Below are 16866 nucleotides of genomic sequence, written 5' to 3'. Positions count from 1 at the left end.
AACCTTATGCAATCCATTCGTTGCGTGAGTCTGGCGATGGTCGCCTTGCTGATGGCCGGCTGCAGCAGCTTTACCGGTCAGGACAGCCCCGAGCTGTCGAAATCCGCCCGCTGGGGCGTGTTGCCACTGGTCAACTATTCCCAGACGCCCCAGGCCGGCGAGCGCAGTGAGCAGATTCTGCTTAGCGTACTGAGCAGCCGGGGCCTGCAACCCCAGGTCTACAACGGCGCGGCGGGGCAGGGCGAACAAGCCCTGCTCGACGATAACGAGCGCCTGGCCGGTGCCATGGATTGGGCTCGCGAGCAGAATCTCGACTATGTGGTGTCCGGCAGCATTGAAGAGTGGCAGTACAAGAATGGCCTGGATGGCGAGCCGGCGGTGGGCATCAGTCTGCGGGTGGTCGAGGCGGGCACCGGCAAGGTGCTCTGGAGCAATAGCGGCGCCCGTGCCGGCTGGTCCCGCGAAAGCCTGGCCGGCGCGGCGCAGAAGGTGCTCGACAAGCTTGTCGGTGGCCTCAGGATCGAGTGACTGTCATGAGATCTCCACACATGGACTACGCGCTGGCGCCCCGCGCCAGCGGTCCGGCGTCATGGCTGGAAACTTTCCTGGTGACGGCCCTGGTCATCGGCGTGGGTCTGTGGCTTGCGCCACAAGACCCGCTGCAGGTGCAGGGTGAGTTTCCCTGGTCGGTGCTGGCGCCACTGTTGCTGGGCGTGCGCTACGGCTTTGTCCGCGGCCTGATCAGCGCCAGCCTGTTGGTGGCGGCGTTCTTCATCCTGCGCCAGTCGGGGCTGCCCGGTTACGCGCAGATCGCTCCCTCCTACATTGTCGGCGTGCTGGTCTGCGGCATGCTCGTGGGCGAGGTGCGAGACCTGTGGGAACGGCGACTGCTGCGCTTGCAGATGGCCAACGAGTATCGCCAGTACCGGCTCGACGATTTCACCCGGGCGCACCAGATTCTGCGGGTGTCCCACGATCGCCTGGAGCAGCGCCTGGCCGGTAGCGACCAGAGCCTGCGCAGTTCGTTGCTGGGCCTGCGCGATCGCCTGCGCGTGCTGCCCAATGGCGATGATCCGCTGAGCCTGCTGGCCGAGCCTGTGCTGACCCTGCTTGGCCAGTACGGCTCGTTGCGGGTAGCCGCGCTGTACCGTGTGGAGCAGGCTGGCCATGCGTCGCCGAACCTGACCCTGCTGGCCGCCACCGGGACCATGGGGCCCCTGGACCCCAACGACCTGCTGGTGCGCCTGTGCCTGGAGCGCGAGGAACTGGTGAGTGTGCGTGAAGAGCTGCTCGATAGCGGCGGGCAGGCTTCGGTGTCGTCCCTGCAGGCCTGTATTCCCTTGGTGGACACCCAGGGACAGGTGCTGGCGATCCTCGCGGTACGGCAGATGCCGTTCTTCGCCTTCCAGGAACGCACCCTCAGCCTGCTGGCGCTGCTGGCCGGGCATATCGCCGACCTGCTGCGCTCTGACTTGCAGGTGCTGCAACTGGAAAGCGACGATGCCCAGCACTTCACGCGCCAGCTCAAGCGTTCGCTGGTGGATGTCGAGCAGCACGGCCTGTCCGGTTGCCTCTATGCATTTGAATCGACCCAGGCCAACGATGAACTGACGCGGCTTTTCGAACGCAGCCAGCGCGGACTGGACCTGCATCTGGGCCTTGCCAACAACCGCGGGCACGCTCTGTTGCTGGTGCTGTTGCCACTGACCAGTGCCGAGGGCGCCCAAGGCTATCTGGCGCGCCTGGGCAAGCTGATTCACGAGCATTTCGGCATGAGCGTGGAACTGGCCAGCCTGGGGGTCACCGTGCTGCCTTACGACCTGGAGTCGGCCCGGCAACGGGATGGGCTGCGTAACTTCCTGTACAACGAGTGTGGCCTGAATGATCAGCAAGTGGCTGTTTAGCGCAGCGTTGTTTTTCGAGGCGGGGAGCTGGGCCAGCCTGACGGCGCAGTTGCCCGACCCGCAGATCGCGCTGCTGTATGCAATGACCCACGGGATCGCCTGCGCCCTGCTGACGGCGGCGGTCTGGCGGCTGCTGCCGGCGCGCTATCGCACGCCGTTGCCGTGGAGTCCGCTGTTCATTTTCAGCCTGGCGTTCTTTGTCCCGTTGCTGGGCTCGGTGGGGGTGATTGCGGCGATCTTTCCGGCGCTGTATCTGCCCCGCAAGCGCGATACGCAGATGTGGCAGGCCGTCGGCATTCCCGGCCTGCCGTTTCGCGCGCAGTCCCATTTGCATTCGCCGACCTTCGGTGACAGTGGCTTGCAGGATGTGTTGCGCCACGCGCCGGACCCCGACCAGCGCCTGGCGGCGTTGCTCGCCACCCGCAGGATGCCGGGCAAGGAAGCGGTGCCGATTCTGAAGCTGGCCCTGGGCGATCCGAGCGACGATGTCCGACTCCTGGCGTATTCGATGCTCGACAAGCAGGAAACCGATATCAACCAGCGGATCCAGTCTTCCCTCGAACAGTTGCCCGGTGCCGCGCCCAGGAAGGCCGGCGCCCTGCATGCCACCCTGGCGCGCTGGTACTGGGAACTGGCCTACCTGGGCCTGGCCCAGGGCAGCGTCCAGCTGCACGTGCTGGAGCAAGCCGGCGAGCATGCCAGGCTGGCGCTGGAGGCGGGAGAGGGCGGCGAGTTGCTGTTGCTGGCCGGGCGTATCGCCCTTGAGCGCGGCGATATCGACAAGGCGCGGCTGCATATGCACCAGGCCCAGGAAGCGGGCATGGACCCGGCCAAGGTCTTGCCGTTCCGTGCCGAAATCGCCTTTGAAAGCGGGAACTATGCCGAGATTCCCGCGCTGTTGAGCAGCTTGCCGCCGCAGATGCAACAACGTCCGCCCTTTGCCGGGCTGATAAGGACCTGGACATGAAGAAGACCGTCAACCCAACGCCCATCGCCGATGTCTGCCTGTTGCTCGAGGGCACCTGGCCTTATGTGCGCGGCGGTGTGTCCAGCTGGATTCACCAGATGATCCTCGGGCTGCCGCAACTGACCTTTTCGGTGTTGTTCATCGGTGGCCAGCGCGAAGCCTACGGTCAGCGCCGCTATGAGATTCCAGCCAACGTCGTGCACATCGAAGAGGTGTATCTGGAGGAAGCCTGGCGCAATCCGAAGCACAGGCGAGTCGCCCACACCGCGTCCCTGGAAGAATTGAGCAACCTTTACCGTTACCTGCACAACCCGGAAAAACCGGCCGCCGAGCTGGGCATTGGCGTGCTCGATTCCCTGGCCCAGGCGCGGATCACCCTGGATGACGTGCTCTACAGTCGCCCCAGCTGGGAGGCGCTGACCGAAGGGTACGAGCAGCATTGCGCCGATCCTTCCTTCGTCAATTATTTCTGGACCCTGCGCACCATGCAGTCGCCGTTGCTGATGCTCGCAGATGCCGCCCGACGCATGCCGCGGGCGCGGGTCCTGCACTCGATTTCAACCGGTTATGCCGGGCTGGCGGGCTGCATCCTCAAGCAACTGTGGGGGTGCCAGTTGCTGCTCAGCGAGCACGGGATCTACACCAAGGAGCGCAAGATCGACCTGGCCCAGGCCAGCTGGATCGCCGAAACCAGCAACCAGGCGCTCAACGACAGCATGGACACCGGCTCCGGTTACATCCGTATGCTCTGGGTGCGCTTTTTCGAGCGCATCGGTCATCTGGTCTACGACAGCGCCGACCAGATCATTGCCTTGTACGACGGCAACCGCCAGCGACAGATCAAGGACGGCGCACCGGCTGAGCGCACCCAGGTGATTCCCAATGGCATCGACCTGCAGCTCTGGACCCAGGCCCTTGAGTCCCGGGCCGAAGGCATCGCCCCCGTGGTCGGACTGATCGGCCGGGTGGTGCCGATCAAGGACGTGAAGACCTTCCTGCGGGCCATGCGGGGAGTGGTCAGTGTGATGCCGCAGGTCGAAGGCTGGATCGTCGGGCCGCAAGAGGAAGATCCCGAGTACGTCGCCGAGTGTCGCAGCCTGGTGGCCAGCCTCGGGCTGGAGCAAAAGGTGCTGTTCCTCGGGTTCCAGAAGATCCAGGACATCCTGCCGCAACTGGGCCTGATGGTGCTGACGTCCATCAGCGAGGCCCAGCCCCTGGTGATTCTCGAAGCCTGGGCCGCCGGTACTCCAGTGGTGAGCAGCGACGTGGGCTCCTGCCGCGAGCTGATCGAGGGCGGCGAAGCGTCCGACCGCGATCTCGGGCTGGCCGGGGAGGTGGTGGCGATCGCCGATCCCCAGGCCACGTCCCAGGCAATCATCGACCTGCTGCGCAGCCCCGAGCGCTGGAAGTCCGCCCAGGCCGCCGGCTTGTCGCGGGTTCACCGCTACTACAGCGAAACCTTGATGATCGAGCGCTATCGCAGGCTTTATCACAGCGCCATGGGCACCCTGCAAAAGGAGGCCGTGTAAATGGCCGGTATCGGTTTCGAACTGCGCAAGATTCTCTCGCGCGACTCCTACACGGCGACGCTGCATGCCTATGTCTATGCCGGCCTGATCAGCTCCGGGCCCTGGGTCCTGTCGATTCTCAGCGTGATGCTGGTGGGGGTCATCAGCCTTGGACTGGTGGTCCCGGAGGTGGTGATCCGCCAGTTCCTGATCACCGTGACCTACCTGATGGCCACGTCGCTGATCCTCACCGGCGGCTTACAACTCTTCTTCACCCGTTTTGTCTCCGACCGCCTGTTCGAGCGCAAGTACGAGCAAATCCTGCCGAACCTGGTGGGCATGCTGCTGCTGGTGACCCTGGGGGCCGGGGTGCTGGGCATCCTCCTGCTGATCACCTTGTTCGACCAGGGGCTGATCTACCGCCTGCTGACCCTGGCCAACTTCGTGGTGCTCTGCAACCTGTGGCTGGTGATCATATTCCTCTCGGGGATGAAGGCTTATAACCGCATCCTGCTGGTGATGCTGGTGGGCTATGGGCTGATGGTCGGCAGCGCATTCTTCCTCAGGCACCTGGGCATGGAAGGGCTGCTGCTGGCGTTGCTGCTGGGGCACAGCAGCCTATTGTTCCTGTTTCTCTACGACATCCTGCGCGAGTACCGGGCCGAGAAACTGGTGGCCTTCGATTTTCTGGACCGGCGCCAGGTGTTTGTCAGCCTGCTGTTGACCGGGCTTTGCTACAACCTGGGAATCTGGATCGACAAGTTCATCTTCTGGTTCAACCCGCAGACCTCGAGCCAGGTGATCGGGCCGATGCGCGCCTCGATTCTTTATGACTTGCCGATCTTCCTCGCCTACCTGGCGATCATTCCTGGCATGGCGGTGTTCCTGGTAAGGATCGAAACCGACTTCGCCGAATGGTACGAGCGCCTGTTCCGGGCGGTGCGCGACGGCGAGACCCTGCAGCATATCGGTTCGTTGAAAGCCGAGATGACCTTCTCGATCCGCCAGGGCCTGCTGGAGATCTGCAAGGTCCAGGGGCTGACGGTGGTTCTGCTGTTTCTCTTTGGCCCGCGCATACTGGAGTGGCTGGGGATGTCCAGCTACTACCTGCCGCTGTTCTATATCGACCTGATCGGGGTGAGCATCCAGGTGGTGTTCATGGCGATCCTCAACGTGTTTTTCTACCTCGACAAACGGATGATCGTGCTGGAGCTGTGCCTGTTGTTCGTGGCACTCAACGGCGCCTTGACCCTGCTGAGCCTGTACCTGGGGCCGAGTTTCTTCGGCTATGGCTTCACCTTCTCGCTGCTGCTCTGTGTACTGCTGGGGCTGGCGCGGTTATCGACGGCGCTGGATGACCTGGAGTACGAAACCTTCATGTTGTCTCGTTGAAACTCAAGCCGGTCAGTGAGGATTGAACACCCCCACGCGTTATCGGCAGGAGCGATGCCCGGCTCGTTGCAGCCAGGCCATCCACCAAGAGCGCAGGACTGTGCGAACTGCGCTCTTGGCGGTGGTCTACACGCTTTGCGGATCAGTCGCCGGGAATGCCTTGCAGATCGCTGATCATCTGTTCGATGACTTGTCCTGCATGGTCGCCATAGGCTGCGGCGTCCATGTCGATCCGCCCCGAAATATGCTCGGTGTGCTCATCCAGGGTGATCTCGAAAGCCACGCGGCAGGTATCGTTGGGCAATAGCCGCAGGCTCATCCACTGGTTGTCGCCCAGGGCGATGCGGCTGCCTGCGCTGCGTGAGTTCCAGGCGTTGAACAGCTGGGGAAACGGCAGTTCGAAGCCGGCGGTGCGGGTAGACATACCCTCGGGATACAAGGCTGCCGGCTCCATGTCCTGGCGAGCCGCGGCATTGATCACCGCCCGCTGCACGCGCTTGATCACCGCGGCCAATGGCTCGCCGGGCTCATGCCGGGTGCTGACCGGGATGGTATTGGACAACGGCCCCACCAACTTCTGGGCCGCGGCGCCCGGGCGATTGGCGAAGGGGACGCCGGTCACCACCGTGGCGACACCGCTGACGGCACTGATTGCCCGTTGGTAGATGGCCAACAGCAGCACGAACGGCGTCACGCGCTGGGCCCTGGCATAGTCCAGAACCCTGCTGCGCGGCACGCTGGAGGTGAACGTCAGGCTCTGCATGCGCCCCATGCCGCCAGCGCCTTTGGCGCGCAGTGCGTCGAGCCCGTAGGGCCCCGTCCCCGGGTAGATCTCAAGCCGTTGCGCCGCGCTTGCCGGCGGTGGTAGGTGCTGCAGCCGGCAATAGTCGTTCCAGGCGCTGCAGGACACCGGGGGCAGGCCCGAGTAATGCTGGGCGATATCCTCCAGCAGCAGGTCAATCGACGCGCCATCGCAGGTATAGATCCAGAAGCCGATCCAGATGTGCAGGCCAGCCTCGTCTACCGCCGAGGCGATGCGCAGCCCGGGCTCGGCGGCTTGCCTGGCCCGATAGGCCAGGAAGTCCTGGTCGGTGACGGCGGCCTGCACCTTGCCCAGTTGCTCGCGCAGCGCCTGGCGCAATGCCTGTTCGCTGGGGGCACGGCCGACCAGTTGTTCTCCTTCGATCTCGAATCGGGCCGCCAGGATCGGATGCCGGGCCAGGGTCTGGGCCACGGCGTCGAATACTTGCGCGTGGCAACACTGCTCGCTGAAGTCCAGACGCAGCGCGCCAGAATAGGCGCGCCCCGTCTGGTCAAGCATCGCCCCGGTCCATTTTTCCCGCAGCCCCGCGACGCTGGAAAGCGTCGCCAGGGGTCCCTTGAAGGGAGGGATCAGGTAGTTCTGATGCATGACGATAACCTACGGCTGGGGGCTCGAGGGGGCCGGCTCGAGAGCCAGGGCATTGCGTCCGGCCCAGATCAACAAGGCACCCCCGATCATCGCCAGCGCCGACAGTGCGAAAGCGCTGACGAAACCATTGGCCGTGATGGTCGGCACTGCGGTGCTGTCGGAGACCGCCAGGCCCACGGCAGCCAGCAGGGTGACCCCGAACACCTGGAACAGCTGCTGGATGGTGGTGGTGATACCCGAGCCGGCACCGGCATCCGCCTCGCTCAGGTCACTGGTGGCCAACGACTGAGCGACCGGTGCGACACAACCGAAGCCGATGGAGGTGACCAGCATGGCCGGGAGCATTCCCAGCCAGTAGCTATGCAGGGGTACGCCGAAGGCAAACAAGGCGAAACCCAGCGCCGAGGTTGCCAGGCCGACGACTGCTGCCGCCTGCGGGCTCCAGCGCTGCATGACGAACTGCGAAAGGAAGATGCCGGGGAAGAAACCCAGGCAGAAGGGCAGCCAGGCCAGGCCAGTCTGCATCGGGCTCAGGCCGAGGTAGTCTTGCAGCAGCAGTACGCCCAGGTAGAACAAGGCGCCGGAGGTCGCCGCCAGGATGGCCACGATGGCGTAGCCGGCCAGGCGGGGAGAGCGAGCCATCAGGCGTGCGGGAATAATGCCGTTTTCCGAGCGCTTGCAACGACGCAGTACCAGGGCGATACCCAGCAAGCCCAGCACCAGGAGCGCCACGCGCTGTCCGGGCAGGTGCTCGATGCCGGAGCCCATCACGGCCATGACGGTCGCGGCGACGGCCACCACCAGGATCAGTGCGTTGCCCAGGTCCAGAGGGGTGGAACTGCGGTGGGTGAACTTGGGAATCATGACCATGGTCGCCACGCTCAGCAGCATGACGATCGGCACGTTGATCCCGAACACCCAGCGCCACGACAGATAATGAGTCAGTACGCCGGACAGCAGTACGCCGATGATCGAGCCCAGGCCGCCCAGTGCCGCCCAGATGCCAAACGCCTTGCCGCGCTCGGGGCCTGCGGGAAACAGCAACGACACCATGGCCAGCCCGGTGGCCGAAGCCAGGGCTTCGCCGACCCCTTGCCCGGCACGGCTGACGATCAGCACGGTGGCATCTTCGGCGAAGGTCGCCAGCAAGGAAAATGCGCCAAAAATCACTACGCCGACCTGGAAGGTGCGCCGCACCCCAAAGGCGTCGCCGATCCGCCCGCCCAGCAGCAACAGCGATCCGGCGGTGATGAGGTAGGCATTGACTACCCAGGTCAGGGACCCGTCCGTGAGTCCCAGTTCGTGCTTGATCCGTGGCAGGGCCACGTTCACCACGGTGGCATCCAGCAGCAGTATCAGCTGGATGATCGAGATGACAGCCAGTGCCTGCCATCGTTTTTCATTGAGCGTTGCATTCGCGGGTGTGTGAGTCATGTTTATCCAATCCTTAGATTAATGGGTGTCGACCGGTATCCGGCTGGCACCCGAGGCTTTCTTCCAGAGCGATCAGCCCATGGGGTTGACGTTGGCCAGGGCCAATGAGTTACGGATCATCTTGATCCCGTAGTCGGAGCCGATGCTCTCGGGGTGAAACGGCACGCTTTCGATCGGCCGGGTAGGCTGGCGCGCCGCCCTGTTCACGCCATCGCCCGAGCAGGCGGTGGCTGGTAACGCGCTCACAGGGCGCTCTCCCGTTGATCGCGGATACGGGCGTGCTTCCAGGAAATGTAGGCGCCGGTCTCGGTCCTCGGGTCCAGGCTCTGCTCCAGTTGCAGCTGGACCGAGGTGCCGAAATGGCCGGCCATCTGCTCCTGTACCTGGGCCAGCGAACGCTCGCCGATACCCGCCACCATCGACACTTCGACATGGTCGCTGCCGTCGCTGGCGGTGCAGATCCTGACCTCGTAGCCAGAGACCCACTCGGCCGCAGCCAGCACCGCCGACTCGATCAACGCCGGCAGTACCTGGCGACCGGCCAGGGTCATCACATCGCTCACCCGGCCAAAGACCCGCAGGCAACGAGAACGATTGCCGCACCCGCACTCCTCGGCAGCGTGCAGTCGCGCCAGGTCGCCGGTGCGGTAGCGGATCAGCGGCTTGGCCCCGGGTACCAGCATCGTCAGGCACAGTTCGCCGATATCGCCCTCCATTCCGGGAACCGGAAGAATCTCCGCCAGGTAGTTGGTCTCGGAGAAGTGCAGGTTGCCGTTGGCGCAGCCAGTGGCCACCGCATGGGCTTCCTGGGAGCCATACAGGCCATGGGTGCAGTGGGCATTCCAGACCCGGGCGATATTGCTCAGCATCTGCGGTGTGCACAGTTCGCCCAGCACCATGATCTGGCCCACGGCGGTCTCGCGCGGATCGATCCCCTGGCTCACATAGAGCCGGGCCAGGGCCAGGGCCACGGCGGGGGAGCAGATCAGCGAGCGCACGCCAAGGTCGTTGATCAACTGAGCGGCCTTGACCAGGCCGACCCGGGGGCTTTCCGGCCACAGCCGCACATAGGGAATGCCCAGGTTGCGGCAGACCTCGCCATAGGTATCGCCGAACGCATACAGCTCCGACGGCCCCATGATCGCGGTAAGGGCATCGGTGGTGCCGAATGTCGACTGGTACAGGTCGGCGACGGCCTTCTGCACATAGGCACCGCTGGTGTCCACGTCGATCGCCGCCCGAGGGCAGGGGGTGGGCGCCCCCGTGGTCCCGGTCGTCTCGTAGTACACCGCGATCTGCTCGAAAGGCAGGCTGCAGACCGAGCGGCCCACGGCGCGCAGGTCTTCCTTGGTGGTGAACGGTATGCCGTCCAGCGCCGGCAGCGCGCTGGGGCCACCCAGTTGCGAACGCAGGTGCCTGGCATAGAACGTCGAGCGTTCCTGGACATACTGCAAGACTTCCCGGGCCCGCAGTTGCCCCTTGGCCTCCAGTTCCTGTGGCGTGGTGCGTCCATCCAGGTAGGCGTCCACATCCTCCAGCCATTGCCGGTGCAGGTTGTCCTTGATCATGGCTGGTTCCCCGCGTCCAGGCTGTTGGCGAACTCACTGATGGTCTCGGTGAGCATGAGGTTCTCCAGGGGCACGCTGATGGACAGCTGGGACTCGAGTTCGATCTTGATCTTCATCGCCGACAGCGAGTCGCCGCCCAGGTCGAAGAAGTTGTCCTCGGGCAGTACCACCGGCTCCTCAAGATGGCTGGCGATAACCCGGATAACGGTGCGCAGGATGGTTTGCGGAGTCTTGCTGGTGGAGTCTTTCATGTCATTCCTCAGGGTTTCACGCAGGGCCAGTACATCCACCTTGCCGTTCTTCGACAGGGGTAATTGGGGCAACGGCTGGACAGTTTTCGGCACCATGTAGGCAGGCAGGCGCAGGGTCAGGGCCTGGGTGATTGCAGGAGCCAGTCCGGGCTCGCCGACATAGACCAGGGCGATCTGCTTGGGATGCCCGTCGGGACCAGGCAGGGCTACGGCACAGGCCCGCGAGACACCGGGGCAGGACTCGGCCACGCTCTCGATCTCGCCCAGCTCGATGCGCAGGCCATTGAGCTTGATCTGGTTGTCGAGACGTCCCAGGATCTCGATTTCGCCGTTGGGCAGGTAGCGCCCGAGGTCGCCGGTGCGGTACATCCGCTGCCCGCTGCGCGGGTGCTGGACAAAGGCCTTGCCGCTCAGTTCCGGCTGGCCGATGTAGCCACAGGCCAGGGACACATCGCTTTGCACCAGCATTTCCCCGGGCACCCAATCCGGGCAATCGGTCCAGTCGCCCGCCACGATGTGATAGGCCGAGTTGCGCATCGGCGCGCCATAGATCACAGAACGCACCATTTGGCCTTCTTGCTCGTCGATCTCGTGCAGCACCGACCAGTTGGTGGTCTCGGTCGGGCCTCCACAGGAGTACAGCCGTGCCTTCGGGTACAGCGCCCTGGCTCGCGGCAGCAATGGCAGAGGGATCCAGTCGCCGGCCATGACGATATTGGCCAGCGATTCCACCGCGCAGAAGCTGCGCGCGTTTTCCGCGACACTGCACAGCAAGTCCATGATGGCCGGCACGCAGGCCCAGAAGGTCACGCCGTGGCGCCGCTGCAGTCGCAGCCAGGTATCTGGGTCCGGGCCCGCGGCCTGGGCAGGAACCACCACCGAGCCGCCGTGCAGCAGGGGGCCGAAGATATCGAAGACCGACATGTCGAAGTGCAGGGCGGCAGTGGCCAGGTGGCGAGTGGAGGCATCCAGGCCGAAGCGCTCGACGACGTCATAGACGTGGTTGACCACCGCGGCCTGTGGAATCTCGACCCCCTTGGGGTTGCCGGTGGAGCCGGAGGTGAAGATCACGTAGGGCGAGTAGTCCGCGGGCAGGGGTGCCAGGACCAGGTCCGTGTGCTGCCCGGCCCAGGCACGCAGGTCCTCGTCCGTCAGCACGAGCCGCTGCGCCTGCTCCGGCAACCGGGTATCGGCACCGGCGATAACCGTGCGCACCCCGGCCTGGGACAGCACCGAGCGGATGCGCTCGGGCGGCAGGTCGATATCCACCGGCACATAGCCGACACCGGCCAGCAGGCAGCCGTAGACCGCCGCATAGTGGCCGCTGCCCTTGGGCAGCACGATCCCGACAAAGCGTTCGCCGGGGTTGCGGGCTTGCTGGATCAGCTGGCCGATCCGTGCCGCGGCCCGGCCGATTTCGCCCCAGCTGTAGCTGCCCCGGGGATCGAGGACGGCGGTTTCCCCGGCGCGTTCGGCGATCCGTGCCAGCAGCAGGTCACGCAGGTGAACCTCCGGTACCGGCGCCTGGGTCGCGTTTACCGCCTGGCGTACTTCGATCTGCGCGGCAGGTCGCAGGTCGAGCCAGGTGCGTTGCCAGACCTCGCTGTCGTCGGCCAGTTGCTGCAGCAGAGTGCGGAATGCGCCAAACATCGCTTCCACCACGTCAGGGCGAATGACCCCGGACAGGTAGTCCCATTTGAAGTACAAGGTGCCCTCGGATTCGCGCAGCTGCACATCCAGGGTGACTTGCGGCGTTTGCGAGACGCCGTAGACCTCTTGCCCAAGACGCGCCGCATCATGGCGGCCCGGGTGCCCGAGCAGGCTGGTGAGGACGATCGGCATCAGCGGCGCACCGCCACTGCGACGAGCCCGGGCCAGCTCGCGCAGCACCTCGACACCGTTGAACAGCCGATGGTCCAGTGCCTGCCAGATGGCGCCTTGCAACTTCTGGCCGCGAGCCTCGAGGGTATCGGCGGCCGCTGTTTCGTAAGGCACCAGCAGGGTATTGGTAAAGTCGCCGACGACCTGGTCGATATCGGCACTGACGGGCATCCGGTCCGAGACCGGGAAGTTCAGGGTAAAGCGGTCTTCTTCGCTCCAGCAGCGCAGCACTTCGCACAAGGCCAGCGCGACCGCCCCGGATGGCGAGATATTGCGCGCCTGGGCCTGGGCCTGGAGTCGCTCCCAGGCCGCGACGGCGAGGCTGCCCTCGTATCGCTCGAAGCGCGACGGGCCGCTGAACTCCCCGGGCTCCAGCTGCGGCAAGCGCGGCGCCGCCGGCAGATGGTTGATCTTGTCCAGCCAGTATTCGCGGTCGGCCTGGTACTGGGCGCTCTTGAGCACCTTTTGCCGATAGGCGACGTAGTCATGGAAGCTGGTCTGGAGCACAGGCAGCCGTGGGTCATCTTCCAGGTAGAGATCGATCAGGTCGGGGATGATCACCTGGAAGATCGACCAGGCATCGGCGATCAGCATGTCGATGCACAGATGCACACGGCTGGTGCCGGCGCTGATGCGGCTGATGCGGAACTGGAACAGTGGCCATTGCGTGGTGCCGATTTCTTCGTTGGCCATGCGTTCGCGGACCTGGTCGATCTCCCGGTCGATCTGCGCCGCATCCAGGGCGCTGAGATCGACGTACTCCACCGCCTGGGTACCGTCGACATCGCCGATGCTCTGGCGTCCGCTGGCATCGATGGTCATGCGCAGCATCGGATGGCGCTCGACCAGCAGCCCCACGGCACGGGTGAAGCGCTCGCGATCCAGGGCCTGCACTTCCCATTCGAAATAACCCTGGCAGCCGACGCCGCCGTAGTCGTAGAACGAGCCACGACCGATCCACAGTGCCTGCTGGCTTTCGTTGAGTTCGAACGGCAGCCGTTGCTGCTGCGCCGGCAAGTGCTCGAACGTCGGCAACTGGGTATTGCGCGAGGCATTGGCCAGGCGTACCAGGTTCGCCAGTACCGGCTCCTCGAGGAACGCGCCCATTTGCACATGGATGCCGTGCTTGCAGGCCAGCTCGCCGACCATGCGCAAGGCGCGCAGGGAATCGCCGCCGGCGTCGAAGAAACTCGACTCCAGCGTCGCCTCTTCACACAGCGTCCAGGCCAGCCAGCAATCACGTACCGCGTGGTCTGCCCGGGTCACCGGGGCAAAGACGGTCTGGTCCGCATCGCGCTCGATCGGGCCGACCTGCAGCGCGTTGTAGTCCACCTTGCCGTTGCGCCCCAGGGGCAGGGTGCCGGTCACGATCTGGCCGGGCTGAGCGGCCGGGTGCAGGCGCGAGGCCAAATGCTTGCGGACCTTGGCCATCACCTCTGCGGCGTCCGGAGCCAGCTCCAGGAACAATGCCAGGGTCGCGCCCAGGTCGTAGCTCAAGCAGGTGGCCGCCGCCTTCACCACGCCCGGTACCTGCAGCGCGGTGATCTCCAGTTCAGTCAGGTCGACCCGATGTCCGCGGATCTTTACCACCGAGTCGGTCCGCCCGAAGATTTCCACGGTGCCATCGGCGGCCATGCGCGCCCGATCGCCGGTGCTGTATTGCAATGGCGACGTGGCGTCCAGGGTGTTGCCACGAAACGCCTTCTTGGTGTCCTCGGGGTTCACGTAGCCCACCGACAGCGTCTCGCCGGTGATGATCAGCTCGCCGACACAACGGGCCGCGAGCGGCTGGCCATGGCGGTCGACCACATACATCCGGGCGCCGGGTATCGCCCGTCCGACCGAGGGCAGCAAGGTGCGGCGCGGTGCGCACAGGTCCTCGATGGACACCACCGCGGCCTCCGCGGAGCCATAGACATTGATCACCCGGTAGCCGAGATCGGTCGGCGGCCATTGCTTGCAGCGTTCACCGGCGATCAGCATGGTGCGCAGGCCGGTCCGGGTCCCGGTGGCCCACAGCGCTTCGGCGATGGACGTCATGGCCAGCGTATGGTTCATGTCGCCTTCGAGCAGCCAGCGGGCCAGCAGGTTGACGTCCTGCAGCACCTGCGGGGCAGGGATGCACACCGTGCCGCCGGCGCACAGGACCGGCAGCGGGTCGACCTCGACCATCCCGTAGCCGGGCGACGACAGCCATGAGCCGCGGCTATGCTCGCCCAGCCCGGCCTGATCGATAATGGCGTCCAGGGTTGCGGCCATTCCCCGATAGGACAGGCATACGGCCTTGGGCCGTCCGGTACTGCCGGAAGTGCCGGCGATAAAGCAGGCCTCGTTGGTGGTTTCGACCCACTTGCCGTGTTCCCAGTCGACGTGGGCAGGGCGTATCTGCACCTTGTCGATATCCAGCAGCGGGCAGCTCGCCCAGTCTCGCGCCCGCTCGGTGGTGCTGCCTGCGGTCAACACCGCATGGGGACCGCACTCTTCGATAAAGGCCCGGATGCGTTCATCAGGATGCGCCGGGTCGATCAGCACGCAGGTGCCGCCCATGCGTTGCACGGCGATGATCGAGGCCAGGTGTTGCCAGCCACGCTCCAGGAACAGCGCCAGGCGCGGGCTCGAGCGCCGGGAAGTGACGCGTTCGCGTATGTGCTGGACCAAGGCCTCGGAGGCATCCCAGAGTTCGGCGTAGGTCAGGGAGCGGTCGCTGTTGTCATCCACGATCGCCACGGCCGATGGCTTGCTCTGTACATGCCGGTAGATGCGCTCCACCAGGAACTGGCGCTGGCCGGCTTCGCCCGGGGCAGGGCAGGCGGGCTGGATCGTGGACGCCGGCAGGGCCCTGGGATCCAGTACCCGGGCGCAAGCGAAGGCCACCAGTTCTAGCAATTCCAGGCGTACGGCCCGGGTCATGCGATCGCTGCGTACCGACAGTTGGCAACGGCCGTCCTGCAGCAGTAGCCAGACCGGCGATTGCGCCGCTGGCAGGTTGTTGCCATTGCTGATCTCGATATCGGCACGCAATTGCGTGTCGTCATGGGGCGCTTCGGCACTGTCGCGCAACTGCGCGATATAGCCCCGAGCGTCTTGCGCAAGGTTCAACGCCGTGCAATCGACGCCGAGCTGCGACCGCTTGCCGCCGTCATGGATGCCCAGGGTCACCCGGCCTTCCGGGCTGAGCAGGGAGCCCAGGACCGCGGCGACCGTAATCAGGTCGTTGATGCTGGCCGTCAGGCCAGGGGGCAGGGCAATGTCTTCCTGCTCCCGTGCGCTGTCGGCCGATTGCCCGGCCGCCGGGCACGCGAACGCGTCCCACAGGCTGCGCTCGGTGCCTGGCAGCGATTGTGGCTCGGCGGGTACTGATGTCATGTCGTCCCTCATCTTGTTCATGCCTTCCCTGTTGTCACGCTGTGGTTTTGTTCTCGATCTGGTGAATGGCCTCGATCTGCTCCGCCAGTACCGAGGCAGCCTGAAGCACGGCTTCACGCTCCTGGTCGGCGAGTGTCGAGGCATCGACTGCGATGAAGCGTTTGCTGCCCTTGGCCGCCGTATTCCAGGTGGCGACAGCCCGGCCGCCAATGAGTACCACCGGCCGCCCGTTACCGGCCGCGTCGTAGCCGCCGACCCGTTCCAGCTCAAGGCAGTCGCGCTGTCTCGAACCGGGCGCATAGCCCATGACCAGGGGATCCCAGGCCGGCAGGAAACGGATCTGCGCCGTTGCGGGGGCCTTGGCGCGGTCGAGGAACCGCTCAAGGCGCGCCAGCCCGGCCGGGCTGTGCCACATCTGGTTTCCGACCTGGCGGGCTGCGCAGGCTTGAAGCAGCGTGCGCGCGGTTTCCTTGGAAACCCCGAGCCACCAGGCCAGGTCGTCGACCGTGACCGGTCCGTAGTGTTCGACGTAGCGCCCGGCGATATCGCGCAGTAGCAGGTCGCGGTCCAGTGGCACGCCGTCACCGGGTAGCAGCCCTTCGGGTGCAGCCGAGTACAGCCAGCGGTTGGACCATTGGTTGGCCGCCGGTATACGGACCAAGGCGCCGTCATAGGCGGCAACCGAGGTCAACGCACGCGCCTGGGGCGCCGGCAGGTCGAGGGCGCTGCCGATGTCCTGCAGGCGCACCGAGACGCCACTGCTGAAGGCGACCAGCGTCGGCAGCAGTCGCCGGTAATCGTCCAGGCCAAGCCCTACGTCCCGTAAGCGCCATTCGTGGTTGGCCAGGGGCAGGCGGGTGGCAGCGAAGACCTTGGCCGCCAGCTCGCCGGGAAGCAGGAACTTGGAGCGCCGCATGCCCGGGATCCGCAGCAGGTCGCTGGCGTTTTCCATGGCCAGTACGGTCTGGCGATCGAGGTTGCGATTGCGCGCCATGACCGCCAGCCAACTGGTAGGCCGGGCCGAATAGACCCCGACATAGGCCTGTGCAATCTGTGCCACGGTGGCATCCGCCAGGCGCTCGAAGTGTTCCGACACTATCCATTCCCGCAGGTGGGTGTCGGTGAGGCCATTGCAGGCAGTTCTAATGCTCATAAGGTTCTCGATAGCTGTTGGGCTGCGCAGT

Annotated in this window: 11 protein-coding genes; 5 read left to right on the top strand and 6 right to left on the bottom strand. The window is 65.1% G+C overall.

Annotation, left to right across the window (positions count from 1 at the left end):
• Window positions 1-6: 6 nt before the first annotated feature.
• From AC3RCP_RS16335 to pelG, 5 genes are read left to right on the top strand one after another with little or no spacing between them, the layout of a single operon-like run.
• A complete protein-coding gene (locus AC3RCP_RS16335; protein ID WP_007925542.1) occupies window positions 7-528 on the top strand; it encodes a hypothetical protein in 522 nt (173 codons plus the stop codon).
• 5 nt (window positions 529-533) lie between these two features.
• Window positions 534-1904, top strand: coding sequence for a PelD GGDEF domain-containing protein (locus tag AC3RCP_RS16330; RefSeq protein WP_492570407.1), 1371 nt, complete (start codon window positions 534-536; stop codon window positions 1902-1904).
• Window positions 1882-2871 (top strand): HEAT repeat domain-containing protein, encoded by a 990-nt coding sequence (locus AC3RCP_RS16325; protein ID WP_101337999.1) that lies wholly within the window; start codon window positions 1882-1884, stop codon window positions 2869-2871. The genes AC3RCP_RS16330 and AC3RCP_RS16325 overlap by 23 nt, the downstream gene beginning before the upstream one ends.
• Window positions 2868-4400 carry a GT4 family glycosyltransferase PelF gene (gene pelF, locus AC3RCP_RS16320; RefSeq protein ID WP_102679719.1) on the top strand — a complete coding sequence of 511 codons (1533 nt, stop codon included), beginning with the start codon at window positions 2868-2870 and terminating at the stop codon, window positions 4398-4400. The genes AC3RCP_RS16325 and pelF overlap by 4 nt, the downstream gene beginning before the upstream one ends.
• On the top strand, window positions 4401-5771 hold the full coding sequence (pelG, locus tag AC3RCP_RS16315) for an exopolysaccharide Pel transporter PelG (protein WP_007925551.1): 1371 nt from the start codon (window positions 4401-4403) through the stop codon (window positions 5769-5771).
• Window positions 5772-5913: 142 nt separating this feature from the next.
• Here the strand turns inward: pelG and AC3RCP_RS16310 are convergent, their stop codons facing one another.
• From AC3RCP_RS16310 to AC3RCP_RS16285, 6 genes are all read right to left on the bottom strand, one after another.
• Window positions 5914-7182 (bottom strand): condensation domain-containing protein, encoded by a 1269-nt coding sequence (locus tag AC3RCP_RS16310; protein WP_150051231.1) that lies wholly within the window; start codon window positions 7180-7182, stop codon window positions 5914-5916.
• Window positions 7183-7191: 9 nt separating this feature from the next.
• Window positions 7192-8616, bottom strand: a complete 1425-nt coding sequence (locus AC3RCP_RS16305) for an MFS transporter (RefSeq protein WP_087090951.1) — start codon at window positions 8614-8616, stop codon at window positions 7192-7194.
• A 72-nt stretch (window positions 8617-8688) separates the two neighbouring features.
• Complete coding sequence (locus tag AC3RCP_RS16300) at window positions 8689-8862, bottom strand: glutamine amidotransferase-related protein (RefSeq protein ID WP_492570406.1); 174 nt, start codon at window positions 8860-8862, stop codon at window positions 8689-8691.
• A complete protein-coding gene (locus AC3RCP_RS16295) occupies window positions 8859-10184 on the bottom strand; it encodes a phenylacetate--CoA ligase family protein (protein WP_087090952.1) in 1326 nt (441 codons plus the stop codon). Before AC3RCP_RS16295 ends, AC3RCP_RS16300 begins: the two co-directional genes overlap by 4 nt.
• Window positions 10181-15682, bottom strand: coding sequence for an amino acid adenylation domain-containing protein (locus tag AC3RCP_RS16290; protein WP_492570405.1), 5502 nt, complete (start codon window positions 15680-15682; stop codon window positions 10181-10183). Before AC3RCP_RS16290 ends, AC3RCP_RS16295 begins: the two co-directional genes overlap by 4 nt.
• Before the next feature lie 34 nt (window positions 15683-15716).
• Window positions 15717-16835 (bottom strand): DNA glycosylase AlkZ-like family protein, encoded by a 1119-nt coding sequence (locus AC3RCP_RS16285; protein ID WP_492570404.1) that lies wholly within the window; start codon window positions 16833-16835, stop codon window positions 15717-15719.
• Window positions 16836-16866: the final 31 nt, after the last annotated feature.

This window comes from Pseudomonas sp. GW822-FHT05A08, assembly GCF_058800485.1.
Note: the sequence above shows the minus strand (reverse complement) of the source record. Positions and strands in the feature narration are given on the sequence as shown.